27 protein-coding genes, 1 tRNA gene and 1 other annotated feature are annotated in these 25,325 nt (G+C 32.1%); of the genes, 12 read left to right on the top strand and 16 right to left on the bottom strand.

Annotated elements, in window-relative coordinates:
- Positions 1-371: 371 nt before the first annotated feature.
- From PLR68_03515 to PLR68_03490, 6 genes are read left to right on the top strand one after another with little or no spacing between them, the layout of a single operon-like run.
- The gene (locus PLR68_03515) at positions 372-1,064 is read left to right on the top strand and encodes a glycosyltransferase family 2 protein (GenBank protein ID HOW60788.1); all 693 of its coding nucleotides are present in this window, start codon (positions 372-374) and stop codon (positions 1,062-1,064) included.
- 10 nt (positions 1,065-1,074) lie between these two features.
- Positions 1,075-1,419 (top strand): DUF2304 domain-containing protein, encoded by a 345-nt coding sequence (locus PLR68_03510; protein ID HOW60787.1) that lies wholly within the window; start codon positions 1,075-1,077, stop codon positions 1,417-1,419.
- 40 nt (positions 1,420-1,459) lie between these two features.
- Positions 1,460-2,980, top strand: a complete 1,521-nt coding sequence (locus PLR68_03505; protein HOW60786.1) for a SpoIID/LytB domain-containing protein — start codon at positions 1,460-1,462, stop codon at positions 2,978-2,980.
- A gap of 57 nt (positions 2,981-3,037) precedes the next feature.
- The gene (locus tag PLR68_03500) at positions 3,038-3,574 is read left to right on the top strand and encodes a hypothetical protein (protein HOW60785.1); all 537 of its coding nucleotides are present in this window, start codon (positions 3,038-3,040) and stop codon (positions 3,572-3,574) included.
- A 48-nt stretch (positions 3,575-3,622) separates the two neighbouring features.
- Positions 3,623-4,768: a glycosyltransferase family 4 protein gene (locus PLR68_03495; protein ID HOW60784.1), complete on the top strand. Its 1,146-nt coding sequence runs from the start codon at positions 3,623-3,625 to the stop codon at positions 4,766-4,768.
- 1 nt (position 4,769) lies between these two features.
- Positions 4,770-5,798, top strand: a complete 1,029-nt coding sequence (locus PLR68_03490) for a glycosyltransferase family 1 protein (protein HOW60783.1) — start codon at positions 4,770-4,772, stop codon at positions 5,796-5,798.
- Positions 5,799-5,863: 65 nt separating this feature from the next.
- Here the strand turns inward: PLR68_03490 and PLR68_03485 are convergent, their stop codons facing one another.
- From PLR68_03485 to PLR68_03465, 5 genes are all read right to left on the bottom strand, one after another.
- A complete protein-coding gene (locus PLR68_03485; GenBank protein ID HOW60782.1) occupies positions 5,864-6,823 on the bottom strand; it encodes a glycosyltransferase family A protein in 960 nt (319 codons plus the stop codon).
- Between the two features lie 26 nt (positions 6,824-6,849).
- A complete protein-coding gene (locus tag PLR68_03480; protein HOW60781.1) occupies positions 6,850-8,112 on the bottom strand; it encodes an oligosaccharide flippase family protein in 1,263 nt (420 codons plus the stop codon).
- A gap of 92 nt (positions 8,113-8,204) precedes the next feature.
- Entirely contained in the window at positions 8,205-9,161 is a 957-nt protein-coding gene (locus PLR68_03475; GenBank protein HOW60780.1) for a polysaccharide pyruvyl transferase family protein, read from the bottom strand.
- Positions 9,162-9,206: 45 nt separating this feature from the next.
- Entirely contained in the window at positions 9,207-10,163 is a 957-nt protein-coding gene (locus tag PLR68_03470) for a GDP-mannose 4,6-dehydratase (protein HOW60779.1), read from the bottom strand.
- A gap of 20 nt (positions 10,164-10,183) precedes the next feature.
- Entirely contained in the window at positions 10,184-10,456 is a 273-nt protein-coding gene (locus tag PLR68_03465) for a GIY-YIG nuclease family protein (protein HOW60778.1), read from the bottom strand.
- A gap of 163 nt (positions 10,457-10,619) precedes the next feature.
- Here PLR68_03465 and PLR68_03460 point away from each other — a divergent pair, with 163 nt between their 5' ends.
- Together PLR68_03460 and PLR68_03455 are read left to right on the top strand one after the other, a co-directional pair.
- On the top strand, positions 10,620-12,104 hold the full coding sequence (locus PLR68_03460) for a glycosyltransferase family 39 protein (protein HOW60777.1): 1,485 nt from the start codon (positions 10,620-10,622) through the stop codon (positions 12,102-12,104).
- Between the two features lie 6 nt (positions 12,105-12,110).
- Positions 12,111-12,743 carry a hypothetical protein gene (locus tag PLR68_03455; GenBank protein HOW60776.1) on the top strand — a complete coding sequence of 211 codons (633 nt, stop codon included), beginning with the start codon at positions 12,111-12,113 and terminating at the stop codon, positions 12,741-12,743.
- A gap of 71 nt (positions 12,744-12,814) precedes the next feature.
- Here the strand turns inward: PLR68_03455 and PLR68_03450 are convergent, their stop codons facing one another.
- From PLR68_03450 to PLR68_03430, 5 genes are all read right to left on the bottom strand, one after another.
- On the bottom strand, positions 12,815-13,249 hold the full coding sequence (locus PLR68_03450) for a hypothetical protein (GenBank protein ID HOW60775.1): 435 nt from the start codon (positions 13,247-13,249) through the stop codon (positions 12,815-12,817).
- Between the two features lie 98 nt (positions 13,250-13,347).
- On the bottom strand, positions 13,348-13,929 hold the full coding sequence (locus tag PLR68_03445; GenBank protein HOW60774.1) for an L-threonylcarbamoyladenylate synthase: 582 nt from the start codon (positions 13,927-13,929) through the stop codon (positions 13,348-13,350).
- Positions 13,930-13,934: 5 nt separating this feature from the next.
- Positions 13,935-14,198: a DUF5652 family protein gene (locus PLR68_03440; GenBank protein HOW60773.1), complete on the bottom strand. Its 264-nt coding sequence runs from the start codon at positions 14,196-14,198 to the stop codon at positions 13,935-13,937.
- Positions 14,199-14,250: 52 nt separating this feature from the next.
- Entirely contained in the window at positions 14,251-14,559 is a 309-nt protein-coding gene (locus tag PLR68_03435; protein HOW60772.1) for an MGMT family protein, read from the bottom strand.
- Between the two features lie 7 nt (positions 14,560-14,566).
- Positions 14,567-17,101, bottom strand: a complete 2,535-nt coding sequence (locus tag PLR68_03430; GenBank protein ID HOW60771.1) for a cation-translocating P-type ATPase — start codon at positions 17,099-17,101, stop codon at positions 14,567-14,569.
- A 283-nt stretch (positions 17,102-17,384) separates the two neighbouring features.
- Here PLR68_03430 and PLR68_03425 point away from each other — a divergent pair, with 283 nt between their 5' ends.
- The 4 genes from PLR68_03425 (at position 17,385) to PLR68_03410 (ending at position 20,679) form a co-directional block, all read left to right on the top strand.
- Entirely contained in the window at positions 17,385-18,128 is a 744-nt protein-coding gene (locus PLR68_03425) for a hypothetical protein (GenBank protein ID HOW60770.1), read from the top strand.
- Positions 18,129-18,140: 12 nt separating this feature from the next.
- Positions 18,141-18,800, top strand: a complete 660-nt coding sequence (locus PLR68_03420) for a GtrA family protein (GenBank protein ID HOW60769.1) — start codon at positions 18,141-18,143, stop codon at positions 18,798-18,800.
- Between the two features lie 111 nt (positions 18,801-18,911).
- Positions 18,912-20,528 (top strand): DNA polymerase III subunit gamma/tau, encoded by a 1,617-nt coding sequence (gene dnaX / locus PLR68_03415; protein ID HOW60768.1) that lies wholly within the window; start codon positions 18,912-18,914, stop codon positions 20,526-20,528.
- Positions 20,529-20,607: 79 nt separating this feature from the next.
- A tRNA-Gln gene (locus tag PLR68_03410) sits at positions 20,608-20,679 on the top strand.
- Positions 20,680-20,764: 85 nt separating this feature from the next.
- Here the strand turns inward: PLR68_03410 and PLR68_03405 are convergent.
- The 6 genes from PLR68_03405 to PLR68_03380 all read right to left on the bottom strand — a co-directional run bounded on the left by PLR68_03405 (position 20,765) and on the right by PLR68_03380 (position 25,315).
- Entirely contained in the window at positions 20,765-22,051 is a 1,287-nt protein-coding gene (locus PLR68_03405; protein ID HOW60767.1) for a trypsin-like peptidase domain-containing protein, read from the bottom strand.
- Positions 22,052-22,273: 222 nt separating this feature from the next.
- The gene (locus tag PLR68_03400) at positions 22,274-22,681 is read right to left on the bottom strand and encodes an Hsp20/alpha crystallin family protein (GenBank protein ID HOW60766.1); all 408 of its coding nucleotides are present in this window, start codon (positions 22,679-22,681) and stop codon (positions 22,274-22,276) included.
- 296 nt (positions 22,682-22,977) lie between these two features.
- Positions 22,978-23,385, bottom strand: a complete 408-nt coding sequence (gene rplL / locus PLR68_03395) for a 50S ribosomal protein L7/L12 (protein ID HOW60765.1) — start codon at positions 23,383-23,385, stop codon at positions 22,978-22,980.
- A gap of 36 nt (positions 23,386-23,421) precedes the next feature.
- A complete protein-coding gene (gene rplJ, locus PLR68_03390) occupies positions 23,422-23,943 on the bottom strand; it encodes a 50S ribosomal protein L10 (protein HOW60764.1) in 522 nt (173 codons plus the stop codon).
- 7 nt (positions 23,944-23,950) lie between these two features.
- Positions 23,951-24,085, bottom strand: a sequence feature (ribosomal protein L10 leader region).
- Positions 24,086-24,095: 10 nt separating this feature from the next.
- The gene (gene rpsP, locus PLR68_03385; protein HOW60763.1) at positions 24,096-24,575 is read right to left on the bottom strand and encodes a 30S ribosomal protein S16; all 480 of its coding nucleotides are present in this window, start codon (positions 24,573-24,575) and stop codon (positions 24,096-24,098) included.
- Positions 24,576-24,760: 185 nt separating this feature from the next.
- The gene (locus PLR68_03380) at positions 24,761-25,315 is read right to left on the bottom strand and encodes a hypothetical protein (GenBank protein HOW60762.1); all 555 of its coding nucleotides are present in this window, start codon (positions 25,313-25,315) and stop codon (positions 24,761-24,763) included.
- Positions 25,316-25,325: the final 10 nt, after the last annotated feature.

Below are 25,325 nucleotides of genomic sequence, written 5' to 3'. Positions count from 1 at the left end.
TTTTTCGGCGGGATTACCACGTCTTTAAAAAAATCGCATATTGTTTGAGAAACACTTTTTTTCTCTAATTTTAATCTGCTAAGATTATTTTTCGACATAATGCCTCCTTCTTGAAAAACTTCTAAATAACTTCTTTCTCAAACCCTCTTCTTTTTTATCTTTTTTTTCAATTTTATTAAAGGAAAAATCCTGCAGAACCAGCATTTTTTCCTTCTTCTCACAAGAAATGGATTACCTGGTCCTGACATATTTTTCCCTCCTAAGATTTTAGATTAATTTATTCTTAATTACAAATGATACTGAATAAAAAGGCTTTTGTCAATAATTCATTTTAGTTTGCTTTTTTGCTTTATTTGGCTACAATAAAGCATATGACAGAAAATAATAAGAATAAAATATACATCGTAATTCCCGCCTTTAATGAAAAAAGCGTTATCCAAGATGTCATTCAAGAAGTTCAAAATGCCGGATATGAAAATATCATTGTTGTAGACGACGGAAGCAGTGATGAAACCCAGGAAAAAGCTAAGAATGCAGGTGCGATTTCCCTTCGCCATAAAATAAATCGCGGGAAAGGAGCAGCGACAAAAACCGGCATTGAAGCGGCCAAATTGCTTGGAGCCGAAATTATTGTTACAATGGATGGGGATGGCCAGCATGACTCAAGAGACATAGAAAAACTCACTGAGCCGATTATCCAAAACCACTGCGATGTTGTCTTGGGAACACGCCTTAAAAATACAAAAGGGATGCCTTGGCACAGGATTGCCGCTAATCACATCGGAAATTTTTTTACTTGGTATCTCTTCGGTCTCTGGGTCACCGACAGTCAATCTGGATTTCGAGCCTATTCTAAAAAAGCAGCTGGTGTAATAAATACTAAGGGAGACCGATATGAATATGACAGTGAAGTCATCCGTGAAATTTATCTTTACAAATTAAAATTCAAAGAAGTTCCCATTGCAGTCAGATACACTAAATATTCCATGGGAAAAATCCACAAGCAGGGACCCATAAATGCTATAAAGACTTTGTATAAAATGTTTTTTAAATTAATCAATTGAAATCTTTTCCATGAAGATACATATTTACCAAATTATAGTAGTTTTCATATCTGTTTTTATGATTTTTCAGGGGATAAAGATTTTTGTCCAAGGAAAAAGCGGACAAACTTTCCTGAAAGTATTCGTAAGAATAATTGTATGGGGAGGTATGTGCACAATTGCCCTATTTCCCAAAGCCACGAACATTTTAGCTGATATTTTCGGACTTAAGGGAAATATTAATGCAGTAATCCTTACTGGATTTTTGCTAATATTCCTAATTATTTTTAAATTACTGTCAGCCATCGAAAGACTGGAACAAGGTTTATCAGAAGTCACCAGAAAAGAGGCCTTAAAAGAAATAGATAAAAAATAGTTTATAATTTTACAGAATTTAAATATTAAAAACAAAAAAAATGAAAAAAATAATTGTTTTATCTATCTTCGCAAGTTTTTTAACTTTTTTTTATCTAGATATTAAGTCAGCTGAAGCTTCTGTTTCTCCTTCCCCCGTTTATGCTTTTTGGAGTAAATCAAGAACTTTTCGTTATATGACCATTTCTGAATCTGAAAAAACAAGCCTACTGAAAAATTCCGATTTTGAAAGTGAGGGCATTTTATTTTATGCATATTTAACAAAACAAATAAATACCACTCCTGTTTATAAAATATACGGAAAAAAATATTTATACTATTATTACACGACTTCAAAAGAAAAACGTGACAGTCTTATAAAAGATAAGGCAAAATGGACTGACCAAGGTATAGCTTTTTATGCCTATGCCAATGACAGCCAAAAAGACACTGTGCCTGTTTATGCACTGAAAAATTTAAAGAACAACAAATATTTTTATACTACCAGCACTGAAGAGAAAAGTTCCATACTCACTGATAGCGATTGGACTGATAAGGGCACATTTTTTTGGGTTCCCGAAAAAAATGCGGATGTTTCAGAGGATTCAACTACTTCAAAAGATGAATCTGTTTCTCAGACAAATTATGGGCCAGAAATTGCTGTTGGACTGTGGAGCTATTCAAAAGATGACCTTGAAGATGAATCATTTAAGATAGATGCCAACAAGGATTACGTTATCAAAGACAAAGATGGGAAAAAAATTGCGGAAATTAAGGCCAGTAGCACAACCAGGGTAAAATATACAGGCGATAAAAATTTACGCGTATACAACTCTATAGAAGAAAAAGAGTTGAACCGCGAAGTAAGTTTTGAATCTAAGGATGGAAATAATTCGAATTTGATTTTTGATGTAAACCGTCCTGATTCTTCTTATGATGAATATCGGGGAAAAATAAAAATAAAATATAACAGCACAGATGGAAGAATTTGGGTTATTAATACTTTGCCAATGGAACAATATACTTGGGGCATGGGAGAAACAACCGGAACTGGTCCGTTTGAACATACCAAAGTGATGACAACCATTTTCAGAACTTACGGTTATTGGTACAAAGAAAATGCTACTAAATATTTACCTTATGGATTCACTCTTAGAAGCGACTCAGGTTCGCAAATCTATAGGGGCTATGAATGGGAAGAAAAATACCCAAATATAAAAAAGGCAGCTGAAAACACTAAGGGTATAATAGTAAAATACAAGGATGAGGTAGCACTTACTCCTTATTGTTCTTGGAGCGATGGATATACGCGCCGATATGAAGATGGGCATTGGGGAGGTTACAAAAACATATCCGATTACAAAGAAAAGGCATCGAAAGTTTACCCTTGGCTCGATTCAGTTAAAGATCCTTATGGAAAACATTCTTCTTACAGCACAAAAACATTAGCTAATTCTGGAAATCATATGGTAGGGCTCATTGCCAACGGTTCAGTGAAATTAGCCGGGGAAAGCTATAAAAAAACTTATGACTGGATACTTAAGTATTATTATGATGATATATCATTAAAGAAGATGTATTAACTCCATTAAATTTTCAACAATCAATTTTTAAATAAAAAAATTATTTAAAAAAATCATATGAAGTTTAAAATAATTTTTTCATTAATATTCATTGTAGCTCTGGGTTTCATGTCTTATTTTTCCTATCCAATAGTTAAGGAACGTTATTTTAACGCTGAAAATAATATTGGAAAAGAAATTCAGGAGCAAAATGACAGCATTTCTAATAATGATCAGGAAATCAATATAAGCAATACCAGCAATGAACAGGCAGATAGCGATTTGGAAAGTCAGAATTTAAATGAAGAAACAAAAACAGAAATTGATGAGAAAGGAGTTTCTGCTAATATTACCGCCGAGGACTGCGACAATGAATGTGAGAATTTCAAAGATAATGACAGCGATCTGAAATATTGCCAGAACATCTGCGATCTTTCCCCTATTAAAGATAGTGAAAATTGTGAAAGTAAATCAGAAACAGACAAGGATTACTGCTACAAAAATCAAGCAGTTAAAAAAACAGATCTGAACATCTGTGAATCTATTTCAGACTCAAGGATAAAATCATCCTGCAGAAGCAGAGTGACCGAAGATATACTGGAAAATCAGCTGTAAATAAGTTTATCAAGTTATAAGGTTTGTAAAGTTGCAAGTTTAATCATTATGAAAATTTTAGTTTTTTGCCCATATTATCCTCCGCATATCGGCGGGCTGGAAACACATGCCGATGAGTTCAATAAATATCTGTCCCGAGAAAGGGCAGATATTACTGTTTTTACGCCTGAATTGCCAAAAGAATCTCCTGTAAATGAAATTAGATATGATGGTAAAGTTAGTATTATCCGATTTCCGGCTTTCGAAATAATTTCCAATTATCCCTTGCCGAAATTTTGGTCAATAAAATTTTGGTATCTTTTTTCAGAGCTATTTGAAAAAAAATTCGATATTGTTATTTCCCGCACCAGATTTTTCAGCACCTCGCTTTTAGCTTTGATATATTCCAAAATTAAGAGCACTAGATGGATTCACATCGAACATGGCAGTGGCTTTGTCCTGCTTTCCAGCAAATTTAAAACCGTTATCGCAAAATTGTATGACTATACTTTTGGGTTTTTGATTTTCAAATCTTCCAATCTGAATATTTCTATTTCCAAGGCAGTGCAAGAATTCGTATATAAATTTGATGGAAAAAATTCCCCTATAATATATCGCGGGCTGGATATCGAAGAAATAGATAAAATTAATCCAGATGCAGAAATAAAAGAAAAATTTAAGGATAAAATAATAATTTCTTTTGCGGGAAGACTCTATAAATGGAAAGGTGTAGAAAACAGTATAAATGCCATAAAAATTCTTCCGCAGGAGACAAGAGATAAGGTTGTTTTTCTGATAATTGGAGATGGCGAAGATTTTTCCCGCCTCAAAGAAATTTCCAAAAATGAAAGTTGCATAGAAATGCTCAGCAATTTATCAAGAGAAAAGGTTATTGGCATTTTGAAAATTTCTGATATTTATCTGCATTCCGCCTATATGGGAGGCGGGCTTTCCACTTCCCTGCTTGAAGCTATGTACTGCGGATGCACCATCATCGCCACACCTAACGAGGGCGCAGATGAAGTGATTGAAGATAACAAAAACGGATTCCTGATTGACAAATCCGATCCAAAAATAATTTCAGAAAAAATAAAAGAAATATTGAATAAAAATACAGAGGAGCAAAAAAAATCAGCCAAGGAACTCATAGCAGAAAAATTCCGCTGGGAAAAATCTATAGAGACATATTTAAATAATTTTGAACAATTTATTTAGTATGAATATAATCGTAATTATAGAAAAAAGAAATGATGCTATTGGTACATATAATAGATATCTTGTACATGAGTTACGTAATATCCCTAACGCTAATATAAATGTTTTTGAGATAAATAACAAAGTATTTAAAAATAAAATCTTAAATATTTTTTTAGAGATTTTTAATTCATGGAGGCTTTTTTTAAAATTAAGAAAATTAAAAAATAATGCACTTTTATTTACAAATCCAAAATCAATAAGTGCAAATATATGTTATCTATTAAAAAATAAAAAATACGCTATAATTCACCACCTAGAAAATAATCCGGCTTATTATAAAATATTTCCCATGAAGAGTTTACTTTCATGTTTCGACAGGGTTATTTGCATATCTAAATTTTCACGAAGCCAAGTATTATCCATAGGAATAAGTGTGAAAAAAATCAGCGTTGTTTATAATGGTTTAGATCACAAAATATTTAAACCAATATTGGAAAAAAATGAAAATTTTCAAGAAAAATATATTTTATCTATAGGATCAGAGATTCCAAGAAAAAATATGGCGAATATAATAAAGACATTCTCTTTGCTAAAAAAAGATTTTAAGAATCTTAAATTGCTAAAAATAGGACTAGCTGAAAAAAAATACAGACAAAAAACTCTTTCAATAATTAGAAATCTGGATTTAAAAAATGATGTAGTTTTTATAAACTATGTAGAAGAAAAAAAATTGCCAATGTTTTACTCAAACGCAGAACTTCTTCTTTTTCCTTCCCTAATGGAGGGATTTGGCTTTCCTATAGTTGAGGCAATGGCTTGCGGATGTCCTGTTGTTACATCAAATTTAAATCCAATGAAAGAACTAACTCAAAATACTCAAATTTTAATAAATCCACTTAATCCAAATGAAATTTATGAAAAATGTAAAGAAATATTAAATGATTCAGAAAAAAAAATAAAGATGAAGAAAGAAGGCATTAAAATTGCACAAAATTTTGATTGGAAAATTACAGCAAGAAAAATATATGATATAGTTACAAGAAACTGATATTCGAATTAGAGAATTTTATAATATTTTTAAACTAACTAAAAAAATAATATATATTAAAGAAATTATGGTTTTTTTCTAAAATAATTAACTAAAAAGTTATTTATTAGCAATTTTTTATCGAAAAGTGACAAGGCATATAAAAAAATTCTTCTGAAATCAAAAGGATTATATCTTATTCCATTCAAAAAATCCGAAAAACTAGCATTATTTTTGAAGGATAAAGCTTTCATTCTAGCTAAAACTAAATATAATTCTCCTAAATGTTTCTGATTATATTTCTTTAAATCTTTTTCAAATTTATCAATCACTAATTTATTTTTAATTATTTGATTTGAAATCGCATCTTGAGTTAGAATTGAGCGTTGCAAAGAATTAAATGAATCCTGATAGTAGATGCCCACAATTTCCCCAGAAAATAATGTTTTATATTTTTTATATATATTCCAATATAAAAGTTGCTCACCACCATTTAATTCATCGTGAAACCTAAATAAATTTTCTTTAAACACGGATACGTATAAGAAATGCATGAAATCTCTATGTACATTTTTTTTATTAATTATTTGTTCAAAACTAAGAATCATTTCTTCTTTTAGCAAAAAAGATGTTCTTTTTCCAAAATCATCTTGATAAGAAAAACCAAAAATTTTTATTTCCGGGTGCTCTTTTATTTTATTTACAGCAAATTCAAGTGCTCCAGGTAACAAAGCATCATCGCTATCTAAAAAAGAAATCAATGCGTTATCGCTCGGATTTTCAGCTAAAACGGTTTCTATGCCTAAATTTCTCGCACTGCCGGATCCGCCATTTTTTTTATATTTATAAATTATCTTATCTTTGTTTTTTTCTGAGTATTCATTGACTACCAACTTTGTTCCATCCGTTGATCCATCATCAACAACTATAGCTTTCCAATTTTTAAATGACTGTGAAATAACAGAATCAAGAGCTCTTTTTATCATTTTTTCACGATTATAGGTGGGGATAATAATGTATATGAAATAATCATTTGCATCTGCCATATTTTTAAATTATATACAATTTAATATTAAAACGTTCCTAGTTTTTTACTATCTCTGTTTATATAAATCAAATACAAACATATTAAAATAAAAGCGTTAATGTTATATGCAATTACAGCCCCGACCAACCCCCAAAAATAGACAAATATTACTGTGACAATTAATTTGATAAAAAAGAAAAACGGATATATGGATTTTATAAGTTTAACCATTTTTTTCGCATTTGCATATATATATAGCAAGGAGTATGGCAATAATAACATCATAAAGACTGTAAAAATTTTTGAGTATTGATAAAAATCTGAATATCCGTTGCCAAAAAACAAATAACTTATCTTTTCAATCAAAACGTAATATATAAGTCCTATTAAGATACTCATAAATAAAATAATGTATGGAAGTTTTTTGTTACTTTTAAATAAATCTTTAATATCAATATTTTTAGAAGCTATTTTAGAAAAAGTTATATTCAATATATACCCAAACACATTCTTTAGTCTTACCGGTATCATAGAAATTACCCCATATACCGCCAGACTTGATGCCGGCATTAATAGACCCACTATTATTTTGTCGACATTTTCAGCCAACAACTGAAAAATATTCATGATTGTCAAAAATTTTCCATACTTTATAGCATCTGGATCTTTTTCGTCGTTTTCGACATATTTAAAACTTTTAAAATAATATGCAGCATTAAAAATAGTGTATGTAATAAAATAAGTAAATATTATCGGTAATAAGTTATTTTGGTTTAAAAATACCACAATGCTTGTAATGATTGCATTGATTATTGACTGGGTTGATCCAAACTTAAAGAAAACATCAAATCTTCCTTTTCCCTGAAGAAAAGATCCCCAGGTATTGGGAGCATAAAAAAGAGGGAAAAAAAATGAGGAGATCGCAAAAGCTATTCCCAATTCTTGGCTCTGTGTCAAATAATAAAAAACTCCGATAATAAACAAAATGGGAATACCCCAGAGACTATATATAAAACTTTTTTTTACAGCATTTTTATAATCCCCGTCTTTTCCAATTGCTGCCGATCTAGCGACTGAAGTATTAAGTCCCGGCAAAGAAAGAATTGAAACTATGGAAAAAATTGCAATGACAAATTGATAATGACCAAAAACATCCTTTGTCGCAAACCTTGCAAACATAATCGCAAGCAATAATCCAGCCAATAAATCGACAATTTGCCTCATAGTCGCAAAAAATCCATGCTTAACAAAATATGGAAGATCTATCCCTATTTTTTCCCCATATTTTAATAAAATATTGCGTATCATTTTTTTAATAATATAAATCATTATCGGCTTTATCTTGATAATATAAATCGTTATAATAATAAGATTTACTCAAAAAATGATCAAATAAAAAATTATTTTTTATTCTTATATAAATAAGAGAAAGATTCTTCTAATCTTAAACAAATATTAGAAACTTCTTCTTTTTTTATTTGATAATTATCAATAAATATATCTATATCTTTATCAATAATATATTTTTTTCTCAAGTCAACCGGATTGACTCCTGCAATATCAAAAACAGAATAATAATCGTTAAACTTATAATCACCACCGAAAACATCATCGGATAATCTAATCCATTTATTAGGAATACCATAGCTATCCGATACAATTAGTCCATGCATAGCTGAAGATAAAATAAGTTTACATTCATTTATCTCCTTGCATACTTTTTTTGTATCATCTTGTACATCTATAATTTTATAACTTTTATGATTTAATTTTATATTATTTAAAAACTTACTATTTTTATCTACATAATGTGGAACAATACCAACGTCGTATTTTTTTTCTACATTATCAAACTTAATAGCTCTTGCCGCTAACAATCCCGGATCTCCAAGTGCAATATTGTTAAGATTAAAACCTAAAATTTTTTCACATCTACTTTTTGAAAGATTTCCTCTTAAAGCATGTATGTTAACGTTTTTTATAAAATGTTCTTTACTTAATGTCTCTTTTTTAATAAAACCTGATCCCCAAATATTTATGATGCCATGATTAGATAATTTTTCTACATCATTATTAGTAGTAATTTCTCCTAAGATACTTCCGATAGCCAACAAATTTGATTTATGAAAACTTGTACAACAATAATTAACCCCCAAATATTTCATTATATCTTTGTTTAATAAGTCACCAAAATTTGGTACACCATTATAATAAGCAAGTTTTATGCCGCTACAGCAATAATTGCAAAAAATATTTCCTATTTTTATTTTTATATGATAGAAGATATGATTTATTTTTTTATTAATATATCTATTTGCAGACAAAATAAACCTAGGCCAAAAAAATATTTTTTTCATATTTTACTGGGAATTATTCTTTAAGAAAAGTTATTTTTAAATATGTTATTTGTATAATTTTTTATTTTCCTGATACCATTCCACGAATCTTTTCATTCCTTCTTCAATTTTTACTTTCGGTTCATAGCCCAGCATTTCCTTGGCTTTGGAAACATCGGCATAGGTTATCGGCAGTTCTGTCGAAGGAGTTGGAACATTTTTTATTTTCGCTTTTTTCCTTAGAAGATTTTCCACTACTTCTATGAAATGATTAAGCTCCACCGGATTGGAATTTCCGAGATTAAAAACTTCAAAACCGAAAATTTTATCTATGGCCGAAACAGTTCCTTCCACAAAATCATCGATATAAGTGTGATCACGTTTCATTGTTCCATCGCCGAATTTGGTGATTTCCCCACCCTCGTCAATAAGGCGCGTAAATTTGAAAGGAATCATATCCGGTCTTCCACTTGGGCCATAGACATTAAAGGGACGAATCACATTAACATTAAGTCCGTGCACATGATGGTAAACTTTTCCTAAAATTTCGGTCGCCATTTTGGTCGCGGAATAAGGAGCAATTGGATTAACTTCATCTTTTTCAGAAAATGGTATCTTTTCTGTTTCACCATACACCGAAGAAGTGCTGAATAGAACAAAATTTTCAATTTTAAATTCTTTTGACAAATGAAGCAGATTAAGGGTTCCTTTCACATTAGTTTCTTCATAAATAAAGGGGTTTTCAATGCTGGCCCGCACGCCGGCTCTGGCGGCACAGTGGCAAACTCTTTCAATTTTTTCCGATTCGAAAATGTTTTTCATCATTTCATAATCCGCAATATCACCACGATATAGCTTATAATTGGGATTTTCCAAAAAGGGTTCGACATTCCTTTCTTTTATGTCCGGAGAATAATAATCATTGAAATTATCAATGCAAACAACGCTGTCGCCTCTTTTGAGCAGTTTTTTAGTTATATGAGAACCGATAAAGCCAGCTCCTCCTGTTATCAATACTTTCATATTTTTTAAAATTTAGTTTTTTAAATATTAGATCCTACCCGCCCGCCACGCGAGCCAGCAAGTCTATTCTTTAAGAATCTACGACCAAAACCTGTTTTAAAATATTTTTCTCTTTTTATTGCAGCCTCCTTGGATAGACAAGCCTCGTAATATATTAATTCAAATGGCCTTCTTATTTTTGTTGAAAAAACTTTTCCTGCATTATGCTTTTCGAAACGTTTTTTTAAATCATTCGTCCATCCTATATACAGGTTTTTATCCTTGCTACTTTCTAGAATATATGTGTAATACATATCATTTCTATGCTCGCTGGCGATGCGGGCGGGTAAAGCCGGCACCACCGGTTACGAGAATTTTCATAAAATATTTAAAGTTAAAAGATTAAAATTCAATTATTTTATGGAATATATAGCCATTTTTATTGCCTTATGATAATAGTTAAAGTATACTTTAGTTATGGAAAAATTTCAATTTTTTGCCTTTTTCAAGAAACCAGTTTCTATTTTAGCGCTTATTTTGACTATCTTTTTTCTGAAAGGTGTTTTTTTGGCATCCATAACGCCTATTTTTGTTGGTCAAGACGAAGCCAGGCATTACAGTAGCATCCAGTATCTATCAGAACAGCGACCTGTAACTTGGCCTATTGTTGAAAGAAAAGTAGAAGACAAAAATTCAATCCAAAAATTTAATTATTCTCAGGAAGTATTAGAAACAGCTAAGGCTATCGATTATGACAATGCAACTGAATATCTTTACAATACCTTTTCTTTTATCCAAGGCCATGATGGAAAAAATGAATATAAGATAATCAATAATGATTGGCATCAATACAATGAATATTATCCTCCAAACAAAGTAGGCAAAAAATCAATATATCATAACCTGTTGACCGTCATAGAAAAAAGTTTCGGCAATCAAAATATTCTTGTCCGTTATTACCTGATTAGAATTTTTTCAGTTTTTTTGGGAACACTTTTTATTTTATTTTCTTATTTAATTGCGAAAAATATCGGTTTTTCCGCAAAAAACAGTTTGCTTTTGACAGCTATTGTTTCTTTCCAGCCAAGATTTTCGATCTATTATGCAACCATAAATTCTGATGCTTTGCTGATTTTGACGTTTGCACTTTTTACACTCGGAGGCATCTTGGCTCTGAAAAACGGACCGAATTGGAAAAATATTTTCCTGATTATTGTTTCGGTTTTTTTGGGAATTTTGACTAAACCGACCGCATCTGTTCTTTTGATAGGAGCTGCCCTGTTGTTTATGTATTTTTTATACGAAAAAGTAAAGAATAAAAACAGAAAAATAAAATATATCGCACTTTTTATTTTTGCCTGCATAACAGCTTCTCTTCTGATTTATTTTAAAAAATATCTTCCTGACAATATATCCAATATTTGCAACCTATTTATTTCTGTAAAGGATTATTTGTCAAAAACTCTTACCATAGGCAGATTTGGCTTGTCATCAAGGACTTATTGGGGCATGTTGTCATGGACAAAAAATTGGGGTATCAGTAATGGAACCAATATAATCTGGCTTATCCAGGCTATTGCGGCTGTCGGAATTGCATTTTTTATCTTTTCGAAAAAAAAGTTTTCACATCTGCCTGAAAAAAAATACATTGTTTTTCTCTTAATAATGCTCGCATTGCTTCAGCTTGGAATAAGATTTGCCGATTGGATGTTTTTTCATAATAATGATGGCCACATTGAAACTGGAACTCCCGGAAGATATTTCATCCCGAATCTGACCTCGCATATTATTTTAGTTTTCACTGGACTTGGAATTCTTCTGGAGAAAATATTCGCCCGAGACGGATCAGCCTCTAATGGACAAAAATATTTTGAATATTCTCTTATTATTGGCCTGGTTCTGATGATGACATTCATGCTATATATAATTTTTAACAATATAATTTTCAGATACTATCTATAACAACACATGAAAATTTCTAAAAAATTATTAATAGTTTTTGCAATAGCAATGTTTTTTGCTGTTTTTTGGAAATTTTCAACTCTCCTTTATTTTCCTGAACCAAGCATTTACCTTAAAAAAGGATTAGTTGTAAAAATTTGGCCGCAAGAAACACTCATTCATAAATTTACTGCACAAAGAAGCAACCTTTCAAAGGTTGAAGTATTACTTCGCAGTCCCGGCATAAAATATAAAAATGGCGACAAGGTAGAAATGAAAATCGCCGATGAAAATTGCCAAAAAATTCTGCGCGAAGGAGAATTAAAGGGTTCTTTTTTTAATACGGAAAATTTATATGAATTTAAATTTGATCCGATATCAGATTCTGAAAAAAAAGAATTTTGCCTTATGGCCACTTTTTTGTCTATTAAAGACAATGCTAAAAGTCTTCAATTTTTCAAAATAGGAGAAGAAGAAAACCAGCCCTATTCAATAAGGCCAGTTTATAAAAACCAGAATATCTTGCAAGATATCGGGGAACTTAACCAAAGAATCTCTCAATACAAACCCTGGTTTTTGAAACATTATTACCTTTATGCAGTTTCTTTTCTGTTTCTTTTGCTTTCATTTTCCCTGGTTATAATTTTAATCCTAATTTGATCAAGTTCATAGAGATATAAATAAAAATCGCTTAACCTATTTAAGGTTAAGCGATTTTTTGGATATTTTTCTCATTTTTTGTTTTTCTTTTCCCACTTTTTATGCATAATCTTTAAAATTAGAAATTTAAAAGATAGGCATGGATGGAAAAGAAAATGGAAAAAATTCAGTTTTATTTGAAAAACTTTGGGAGCTTTTTCTCTGACTAAATTTTTAGCCTTGAGTCTCCCCATTTTTGACAGCTTAAGGATACTATCCAATTCTCCGGCATTTTTCGGACTTATTTCTTCCGATAAAATTTTATCCTTGGCTTCACGAAGAATATCTACCATGTCAAGCATAGCTCTTTGCTCCTTGTTGAGCTTCATTATTTCTTCCGAAGAAAAGATGTCCAAAAATTGAGGAAGTGATTTCAGAGCGTCCAGTCTTTTTATTTGTTTTTGCCAACCTTCAACTTCCAATTCTATCTTGCCTTTCAATAAAGTTAAAAAATCAACATTTTGCATTGTTTCTTCACTCACTTGATCATTCCCCCTTTCTTTTTTTAATTTTAAACAACTTAAAAAAATAGCATTATACGCTATCTTTGTCAATAAAGGAAAAACTACTTAACTTTTGCCGCGCCTTGGCGCAAAATTTCTATTTTGCCCTTCTTATCAATTTTTATAAGAGTCGAAGGTTTTGATTTTAACTTTCCCTTATCAACATAAAAATCTACTTTTTCTCTAAAAAAAATTTTTGTTTCAGCAAAATTTTCAGCTGGTTTTTTTCCTGCAATATTAGCACTGGGAGCCACCAACGGTCCAGTTTTTTTCAAAAAACTTATCAGCCATTTATCCTTCGGCAGACGCAAAGCTAAGGTTTTTGTGCCTCGGTGAAGATGTGAAAATTTTTTCAGCGGACAATCAAAAATTACGCTTATTTTTCCGGGCCAGAGTTTTCTTAGGATATCTCTCTGTTTAGAATTTGTTCTTATCCCAAAAATCTTCAAATCTTTAACTGATGAAATCAAGATTATCATCGGTTTTTTGGATTCTCTTTTTCGCAATTTATAAATCCGCTCAACCGATTTTTTGCTAAGTGCACTGCCTACAACCCCATAAAGAGTATCAGTCGGAAAAACACCAATCCCGCCTGACAATAATATTGATGCCAACATTTTTTCTGAATTATTTTTAACTGGCATAAAAACTAAACGAATTTATTTTTGCGCATGAAATCCTGATTTTTTTGTATTTTCATATCTGGATTTTCGCTGATTTCCCGCTTGCTTCTGCTAAATATTAAAATATATATAATATCCAAAATCGCCATAGAATTGATAAATAAGAGCGCTACAAACCAGGCTAGATGTCCATTTCTGGCCGACCGCCATAAAGCAATTCCTTTCCACGGGATTGACCACGCAATTATAAGAATAACAATCCATAAATTTTCCAATAGAAAATTTTCCATAAAATTTTATTTAATAAAAAATTACATTTTTATATTAACACAAAAACAGATTTTATTTAATCGCATTCTCTGCTTTTAGCATTTTTTTCTTTTTTCCAGCTCCTCTGTTGTACCCGCCAATACTCCCATCACTTCTGATCACCCTATGGCATGGTATTTTTGCGTCATAATTTTTGTTTAAAATATTTCCTACTGCCCGGCAAGCCCTTGGGTTTCCGGCTAATTTTGCCACTTGTTTATATGCAATAGTTTTACCCTTAGGAATTTTGCTCACAACTTGAATAACCTTCATTTTAAATGACGAGGGTGTCCTATAGGCTGGCCTCCCTTTTTTTCCTCCTATTTTTGCATAATTCCGCATATATTTTTCACAAATATTCACTATGCTTTCTTAAAAAGAACAGTTTTAAAAATTCTGCCATTGCGATTGCAACTATTACAGAAAGGATGGGAACTGCGATTTCTTTTAAATTTACGCTGGAAAAATGGAAGATATCCATCATAAACGGAAAGGACAATGACAAAACTAGCAATAAAAATGTCCCGAAAGTAATCCACCAAGCAGCTACATTTTTTTCTTTTATTATAGAAAAAAATAATTTCGATCTTGATCTATTTATATAAATCAGCGCTAAGTTGAAAATTACTAAAGCAAAAAATGCCAAGGCACGTATTTTTTCAACCTCATATCCTTGTGCATAAGCAATCCAATAAACAACTAGAACTGCTAATGCCCCACTTATCCCTTGGACAAAACCATTCGCCAAAACGTAGTTGTCCATCAGCTTGCTATTTAATTTTCTCGGAGGTTTATTCATAATGTTTTTTTCTTCTTTTTCAGATTCATAAACAATAGAACAAGCCGGATCAATAATCATTTCTAAAAAAACTATATGAATAGGCATCAAAACCAGGGGTAAATTCAAAATAGCAGGAAAAACAGCCAAGCTAGCTATAGGCAAATGAACAGCGAAAATAAAAACTGTAGCCTTTTTTAGATTTTCATATATTCTCCTCCCCATTCGTATAGCTTTAACTATAGATGTAAAATTATCATCCAATAAAACAAGTGATGAAGCTTCACGGGCAACATCAGCTCCTCTGCCACCCATTGCTATTCCAATATTGGCAGCTTTCAGGGCTGGCGCATCATTTACTCCGTCTCCCGTCATAGCAACAATTTCACCATTAGCTTTCAGCGCTTCAACTATTTTTAATTTCTGTTCTGGCATGGTCCGCGCAAATACATTTACTTTGCTTATTATTTTCCTTAATTCTTTTGAACTTATCTTTTCCAATTCTTGTCCGATTATAATTTGGCCCCCATTATAAATCCCCGCTTCTTGAGCAATTTTTTTAGCAGTAGACATATAGTCTCCAGTTATCATAATGATCTTTATGCCGGCATTACGACATTCTTGAACAGCTTGCGCAACCTCCTTTTTTAATGGATCACTAAAACCCAACAGTCCAACAAATTTAAATTTAAATTCATGCTGATTTCGGGGAAGATCACCTTCAAAATCAGCAACTGCAACACCGATTATTCTCAGACCATTACCCGCCATTGTTTCTACACCCAATTCAATTTCATTTTTTTCTTGCTGGTTTAAATGGCAAAGATCCAAAATCGCCTCTGGGGAGCCTTTGGCAGCGATTAAATATTTTTTTTCACCTGAAAAACTCCAGACATGAGACATAGCTAAAAAATCACTCGACAAAGAGTAAGTTTTTCTAAGAACCCACTTATTATTAATGAAATCTTTTTTCTTTAATATTTTTTCGGCAGTTTTTTGTATGGATTTTTCCATCGGATCAAATGGACTTAACGAACTGGCAAGTAAACCATACTTTATTAATTCCTGACATTCGTCACCGAAAAATTCATTTTTATCCTTCAAATTAAAAATATTGCCCTTTATCCAAAGATTTTTTATTGTCATCATGTTTTCAGTCAGAGTCCCGGTTTTATCAACACATAAAACCGTAGTAGCGCCCAGAGTTTCAACTGCTGGAATTCTACGGGTAAGCACATTATGTTTAGATATGCGCCAAGCTCCCAAGGCTAAAAAAACTGTCATAACAACTGCAAATTCTTCAGGCAAAACCGACATAGCCAGTGACAATCCAGCCAACAATCCATTTACGATGTCCTGCTGAGTAACTGCATAAGCAATAAAAACCAAAAAACAAAGCAACATTCCTATAGATGCATATAATTTTATCAGAGAAGCAGATTGTTTTTGTAAATCTGTTCTTTCTGTTTTTAGCGTTGATAATGATTTCCCAATTTTACCGATTTCCGTATTTATACCTATATTTATAACTCTGGCCATGGCTTGTCCGCTGATAACCATACTCCCGCTGAAGATAAAAGGAGTATTGTCTCCTCCAGGCCTTCCGAATTTAATTTTCCCATCCCAAATAGATTTATGCACTGGCACAGATTCTCCGCTTAATAACGATTCATCAACAGCAAGACTAGTTGATTGCAAAACCATAGAATCGGCGGGGACACGGTCACCCTCTGAAATAAAAATAATATCACCCCTAACTACTTCACGTCCAGAAATCTTTTCTCTTTTGCCATCACGCAAAACCAAAGCACGGGGACTAGATAAGTTCCGCAAGGCTAATAGGGCTTTCTCTGTTTTTCGCTCCTGATAAAAATCTATGCCTATAATAATAAAAATAGAGCTTGCTAATATAATGGCCTCCTTTGTGTCTCCTAAAAATAAATAAAAAACTGCGCAAGCTATGAGGAGCATAAACATTGGCTCTTTTAATATCTTTTCTAAAATATAAAAAATGCCATCTTCTTTTTTATTTGGAAGCTCGTTGTAACCCTCTAATTTTAAGCGTTTTTTTGCTTCTTTTTCGCTTAGTCCGTTTATTTTTAGCATGCTGGATTTTAATATTTATTAAAATAATTTATAAGCAATATCAGCATTTAAACAGAAATTATTTAACTAAAATTTATTTACCTTAAAAAGACTTTTTTCATTGCATTGTTATTTTACTATTTATCGGCTATATATTCAAGATAATTTTTTGTGCTTATATTTATTCTTTTTAAGCCAGTTGCCTATTTTAGGGATATATTATATAATTTCAGCATAAAAACAAATATCAAAATACGGGTGACACTTTAGGGGGGTTCCTGGATTGTTACCGTTTAAAACAAAAATGGCAAAAAATCAAAAAATAAGCGAGCTAAGCGAAAATGAAAAAGCTCATAAGATAGAAATGTTGCGCCAGATGATGCTTAATGCTGAAAAAACCATGCAAAGCGCAAAAGCTATGCTGCTTCAATTGGAAGGTAAGAAAAAAACTGGACGCAAAAAGAAAGCTGAGGATGAAGTGGAAGGCAACATAGTTGAAGGCACCTTTGATGGACAAGTCATGATCGGAACAGATGGAAAACAATATCCTGTACCTGCTAACTACGCATCTAAATCAAAACTCGTTGAAGGAGATGTCCTGAAGCTTACAATAACTCCTGACGGGTCTTTCATATATAAGCAAATCGGACCGGCTCAGCGTAAAAGCGTTATTGGAATCGTAAGCCAGGACGAAAAAGGAAATTACTTTATATTCTCAGAAGGTAAGGCATTTAAGGTTTTGCTAGCTTCTATAACCTATTTTAAGGCTGAACCAGGAGATGAAGTGGTTGTTATGATCCCAAGAGAAGTCGATTCTTCCTGGGCTGCAATTGAAAATGTCATTTCTAAAGGGGGTCATGGATTTTCTGACCAAAAAAAGGAGAAGAAAACAAAGCTTCCTGCAGACGGAGGATTCAATTCTTGGAAAAAAGATTCGAATAATGAAATTTCTTTGGAAGAAAAATCGGTTCCTAAAAAAGAAGATATTGAGGACGAATGGACATCCGAAATAGATGAACTGGAAAAAGAAATTGCAGCACAAGCTTAATAAAAAATATTTATGAAAAAACCAAACAAAATCAGGATAACGCAAAGAGATTATAAATTAGCCTTAGTCGCTGGTTTGTTTATAGGATTATTATTTCTTCCAATACTCAAAGCCGCCAACCCCTATATTTATTCAAAATTTGCCCTAGTTATAATCCCCTTTTTTCTTTTAGCCACACCCATAGGTCTTCGGATAGCTTTTTTTATAGGAAAAAAAATACCCATTATCTATCAAATTGCAAAATTCGGACTCATAGGAATTTTGAACACACTGGTAGATATTGGATTTCTCGCACTTTTGACGTTTGCTTTTAGATTGTTTTTAAACATTGATTCAAAAACATCTCTTATTGGAGCTATAACTTTCTATTCACTTTATAAATCTATTTCATTTATAATTGCAAATATTAATAGTTATTTTTGGAATAAATATTGGACCTTTGAGCAGCAAAACAAAAAACAAACACGCTCGGAATTTATACAATTTTTTGCAGTTAGTATTATTGGATTCTTGATTAATGTTTTTGTGGCCTCTATAGTTTTTAAGATAATAATAGGTTCATTAGTTGGTCTTTCTTCTGACCAACTTGGATTGATAGGAGCCGCATTCGGAAGCATCGCTGGATTAGTCTGGAATTTTATTGGCTATAAGCTCTGGGTTTTTAAAAAATAAACAATGTTTTTTATTGCACCATAAACTCCCTGATTTGGGGAGTTTTGTTTTTGCAGACAAGGTGCTACAATAGCAGAAAGAGAAAAATTACCTAAACATATACATAAAAACATGTCATCAGTCGCTTTATATAGAAAATATCGACCACTTACATTTTCGGATGTAATAGGGCAAGGACATATAGTCCAGACACTTTCTAATGCCATAAAAAATGACAGGATCGGCCATGCTTATCTTTTTACGGGACCTCGCGGAACCGGTAAAACAACTTTGGCTCGTATTTTTGCTCGTGCAATAAATTGCCAAAATATTAAAGGCACAGAACCTTGTTTGAAATGCGATATCTGTAAAAGCATAAACGAAGGCAGATCTCTAGATATTTTTGAAATAGATGCCGCTTCAAACACGGGAGTTGATAACATAAGAGAATTAAGAGAAAATGTTAAATTTCCTCCTTCCCAAGCAAAATATAAAGTTTACATAATTGATGAAGTCCATATGCTTTCAACTGGGGCTTTTAATGCCCTGCTCAAAACACTGGAAGAGCCGCCTGCTCATGTAATTTTTATTTTAGCCACCACCGAAATTCATAAAGTGCCTGAAACAATAATTTCCCGTTGCCAGCGTTATGATTTTGCGCGTTTGCCGGTTGATAATATCATAAAAAAACTTTCACTCATTGCAAAAAGTGAAAAAATTGAAATAGAAAAAGAAGCCTTAGAAATGATTGCTATTTCTGCTGAAGGCGGAATGCGTGATGCAGAATCACTCTTGTCGCAAGTTATGTCACTGGAAAATAAAAAAATAACCGCCAAGGAAGTTGAGGAAATTTTAGGAACTTCTCAACGCCAATCGTTAGAAAAGTTGGTCGGATATATTTTGGACAAGAATTCAACTGAATCTATTGGACTGATAAATAGTCTTTCACAGGAAGGTTATGATCTTGATGTATTTAATAAATCACTTCTAAATTATTTGCGTCAACTGATGCTGGTTATTGTCGATGAAAAACTTTCTAAACTTTTTTCATTCGAGCTTACAAAAGAACAAGTTGCTCATTTAATAAAACAGAGTGAAGATCAAGATCCTGAAAAATTGCTTTTTATAATACAGTGTTTTATGGAAATACAGGGAAAAATAAAATCTTCCTTTATTCCACAACTTCCTTTAGAAATGGCTATTGTTAAAGCTATTGGATTTGGATATAAAAATGAAAATGTTCACGATAAAGATCAAATAAAAAATATTCCGTCAATAAGAAAAATTGCTTCGAGGGATTCAGAATCTGATAATGCCCAAAGTGATATTAACACATCAGCCTCGTCATTAAAAAATGATAAAAATTATATCATATCAAAAAATTCTGATTTAACTATCGAAGATATAAACAAATATTGGAAACAGTTTGTAGAAGAAATAAAACCAATTAATCACAGCCTTTCGGCCATTTTGCAAAGCTGCCATCCCTTTAAAGCTGAGAAAGGAACTGTAAGTATTGCAGCTAGATTTCCCTTTCATAAAGACAAACTAAATGATAATGACAATAGATTGACAATGGAATCTGTTTTTGCTAAAATCTTAGGGTTCCATTTATGCATCAAGGCTTTTACAACTCAAGAAGCAGGGATAAAAAATAAGGAAGTTGCAAAAGAAGAAAAAAAACCAAGAAAAACCAGTTCTCTTTTAACTCAAGCTTTGGATATGATGGGTGGTACGGTAATTGAATAGCTTTGTTATTTTAATTATCTTTTTAGCTTTTTGTTAATGGGGTGAATTATTTTCATTAGCTAGCTAAAAGCTTATTTATTGGGGAGTAGCCAAGCGGTAAGGCACCAGGTTTTGGTCCTGGCATGCGGGGGTCCGAATCCCTCCTCCCCAACTTTGTATACAATAAAAAAAATCGCCCAGATTTTAAGGGCGATTTTTAAATTTTAACCATGCCTTCATTGATCGACGAAATTTTTTTAATTTTTTCCTAAGACTATTTTCAAATCCTCTTCTTCGCCTTTATGATAAATTTTCAAATTTATCTCTTCGTTGGGTTTTTTTGTGGCAATTAAATCAGAAAGTTGATTTCTTTTTGTTATTTTTTGACCATTAACCTCCAAAATAATGTCATTTTCCATTATGCCTGCTTTATCAGCTGGCGAACCCGGAATAACGGCTAAATCAGTTCTGGCTTCTCCGCGTGCCACTAATGCGCCATATTCGTATGGCAGATTATTATCAGCTTTTAACTTTTCATCAATTAACACATACCTGACACCCAAAAATGCAGTTTCTTTTTTACTTATTGAGCCCGTGTTTTTTACTTCTTCAAAAACGGCTTTAGCTTCATTTCCAGAAATAGCAAAGCCAATATTCTCGGCATTAGCCATAGCCACATTAATGCCAATCACATTTCCTTCAATATCTAGCATGGGACCTCCTGAGTTTCCAGGATTAATAGCTGCATCACTTTGAATCAAATTTTTTAGTTCTTCGGTTTTTGTGAATCCGCCTCCAGCCGTTATAGACCTTGATAAGCCAGAAATGACTCCTTTACTGACAGTGTTGTCGAATTCTCCTAAGGCATAACCGATAGTAATTACTGTTTGTCCAACTTGCAAATGGCTAGAATCACTAAAGGTTAAAAATGGCAAATCTCTTTTGTCAATTTTTAAAACTGCCAAATCATTTTTTGGATCGCGTGCCACTACTTTAGCTTTTATTTTCTCGCCACGATTTTTTTCATCATTAAGATAAACGGTATAATCAGCATCTTCTTCATTAACCACATGCTTATTGGTTATGATATATCCATCGGAAGAAACTACAAATCCGGTTCCAGCGCCGATCTTTTTTTCTTCAGTGCCATTTTGACGTTGCTGTGGAATGCGAAAATTAAAAAAAGATGAAAAATCATCACCGAAAAAAGGATCCTCAAAATAAGTTTCAAATTTTGGCACTTGCGCTGAAGCTACTATACTCACAACTGCCGGAGAGGCCTTTTTGACAACTTCGATTACTTGTGACTGTTCATCAATTATTTTAACAGACTGCATGTTTTTTGGTTCTTTTGTTTTAAAATTATCTCTTAATTTTTCAAAAAATCCGACTTGTTTTTCATTTTTCCATTCTTGATATTTTTTAGTTCCCTTTGAAATATTGTCAAAAGTTAAATAAATAATTCCTCCACCAATTAAGGCTGAAATAATTAATAAGGCAAACATTTTTTTCGCAGAAAGATTGAAATTATTTTTTATTTGCATATTTTTTATATTAAAATTTATTATATAAAAGAACCAGTATTTTGAATATGCGATTCTTCAACTACTATTTTATAAAAAATTTTTTAACTGTCAATACAAAGTTAAAATTATTTTTTTGTTATTATCATTAATCAATTTTTGGACAAATTTTTCTCAATTAAATGCTAAAAAATATACTTTTTTCATGTGGTTGCTTGATGAATCAAGCAACCTGTGAAAAAACTATTTGGCTTTAATGGAAATCTTTTTCGGCTTGGCTTCATCAGCTTTAGGCAAAGAAACCATAAGGATACCTTTTTCATAGCTCGCTTCCGCCTGATCAGCTTTAACTCCCATTGGCAGAATTATGGAGCGAGAAAAAGATCCTTCTCTTATTTCTTTGCGGTAATAGTTTTCTCTCTTAGTCTCCTTTTTTTCTTCAGTATGTCCTGAAATAGTGAGAACATCATTCTCTACTGAGATATCAACTTTATCAGGATCGATACCAGGAAGAGATGTTTCTATAATAACATTATCCTTGTCTTGGCTAACATCAATAGCTGGAGAAAAATCATTCCCTTCCCATAAACCATCATCGAAAATTTTTTCCATGTCCCACATAGGAGACCATCGCATTAATCCTCTTGTCATAATGATTCTCACCTCCTTTCTAAATTTTTATTCCTTATATCAATTATTACAATAAATTATCTTGATTATTTTTAATTCTATATTTTTATACTTATTTTAAACTAAAAATATTCAGAAGAAATTGTAAATTTAATAATTAGCACTCACAGTCATAGACTGCTAATTATTATTTTATAAGAAATTTTTTTATTGTCAAGACAGACTTTGCATATTTGCAAATTATCCGCCTATTAATTTTATAATAATATCAAAAACCCCGATTAATCGGGGTTTAATTTTTGAATTGAAATGCAGAATTATTTTAATGTTACTGTGGCACCAGCTTCTTCCAATTTTTTCTTAATTTCTTCAGCTTGTGCTTTAGCAACTTTTTCTTTCACCATCTTTGGAGCTGCATCAACCAAGTCTTTTGCTTCCTTAAGGCCTTGCCCAGTAATTTCACGAACAGCCTTAATCACGTTGATTTTCTGAGCTCCGGCTGAAGTTAATTCGACATCGAATTCAGACTTTTCTTCAGCTGTTTCAGCAGCACCTCCGGCTGCTGGCATGGCTCCCATCATCATTGGAGCAGCCGCACTTACACCAAACTTATCTTCCAGAATATTCACTAATTCCGAAAGATCAAGCACGCTCATTTTTTCAATTTCTGCAACAATTTTTTCAAATTTTGCAGGAACTTTTACTTCTTTTTTTTCTTCAGTCATATTGTTTAGTATTTTAAATTATTTTAATTAATCAACTTACGCTTTTTGTTCTTTTATCGCATTAAGAACCTGAACCAAACCTCGCAAATTTCCTGCCAAAACATTCACGAACCCACTAACAGGTGCATTGAGTGTTCCAACAAGTTTTGCTAAAAGCTCTTCTCTAGATGGAATTTTTGCCAAAGCTTTGACTTCAGCGGCATCCATAATCTGTTCGCCAAGAAATCCTCCCAACATTTTAATATTTTCATTTGTCTTGGCAAATTTATCGATTATTTTAGCTCCAGCCACTTCATCAATATTAGAAAGAGACAAAGCTACCTGTCCTTCCATTGTTTTTGTGCTTATTCCTTTAATTCCAGCGTTTTTAAGCGCTATATCAAGAAGCGTTTTGCGAACTACCACATAATCTACTCCTTCAGCTCTTAAAGCTTTTTTAAGATCAGTTGAATCTTTTACTTTAAGTCCTTTAAAATCGACAAAAACAGCTGTTTTTGCAACTTTAATCTTTTCGGTCAAATTTTTTACGAGTTCAATTTTTTGTTGTTTTGTTAACATGATATTATTTGCAATTAAAAAATCTGCGTTTCCACAGATCGACCTTTGTTACCAAAAACATTAAAATGTTTCTGATATTCCTCGATGGGTATTACGCTTTTTTACAGCCTCCCATTGTCTGCGGACTTACTATATTAAATTTTCCAAATATCTTATTTAACAGCTTCCTCAATCTTAGGTTCTTCAGGTTTTACTTCTTCTTTAATTTCAGCAATTATTTCTTTAACAGTTTCAACTTTAGGCTCTTCAGTCTTTATTTCTTCTTTAATTTCAGCAACAGGATTCTCGGATTTGGTTTCCTCAACTTTAGGCTCTTCTGTCTTTGCTTCTTCTTCAACTGGCTCAGCTGGGATTTCCTTAGTTTTTGGTTTTTCCATTTTTATTGACCGCTTCTTTCCTTCAATAACACCTTCTCTAATAAAAAGATTATAAACACTATCAGAAACCTGGGCTCCTTTTGCTATCCATTCCTTTATTTTTTCTGCCTTAAAAACAGCTTTTTTCTGATGTGGATCATAATTTCCAAGCACAGCAACATGACGCCCTCCCGGAGCGACAGTGTGTTCCTGTAGCACAATTCTGAATTGAGCTTTATTTTTTCTTCCAACTCTTTCAAATCTAATTGCTAACATATTTTATATTTTTGCTGTAAACAAATTATTGAGTATCATCAATACTCCCTTCTTTGCCCTTATTTAGGCCGATTTTTAGTACTTATCCAGTATATCCGAATTATAAATTTTGTCAAGAATTTAATGCAAAAACCCCTATTTTAGGGGTTTTTATTTTATTAAGAATAAGCTTCTTATTTTCAATATTATTGAACGATTATATTTTTAAGCATTTCCCAGATGTTATCCGTGTTGAAATGATGCTCTGGTTCCCAACTCCCTTTTAGATTTTCAGGAGCAGGTTGATCGGTTTCCACTGCCCAAACAAGGTAGTAAATATTACCATCAGAAATAATTCCATTACAAGCAATTCCAGAACAAGCATTTTTGAATATTTCATTTTTTTCATCTTTCATGTTATCGAATCCGATATTTTTTCCATTTTTGTAATCATCGAGCATAGCCGGAGGATTCTTTTCAAATTTAACAGTAAGGAGCGTGTTATATTCTGTTTCCAATTTATTATCTTTTATATAAATTTTATCTGATTCTTTTTTCTCTATTTTCCAATCAGGAGGCAGCTTTATTTTTATTTCATCAACAACCAGATAGCCTTCTGCTTCAGATGCCTGATTAACTTTTGATTTTTCAGAAATTATTTTTGTTGCCTGATTATTTTGGCTTGTTTGATACTGAGAACAGCCTGATAAAACAACCATTCCTCCCGTTAATAAAAAAATTGAGATAATAATTTTTTTCATTTTTTTATTT

The sequence above is a fragment of the Candidatus Moraniibacteriota bacterium genome (assembly GCA_035390125.1).
Lineage (GTDB): Bacteria > Patescibacteriota > Minisyncoccia > Moranbacterales > GWC2-37-73 > DAOOTD01.
Note: the sequence above shows the minus strand (reverse complement) of the source record. Positions and strands in the feature narration are given on the sequence as shown.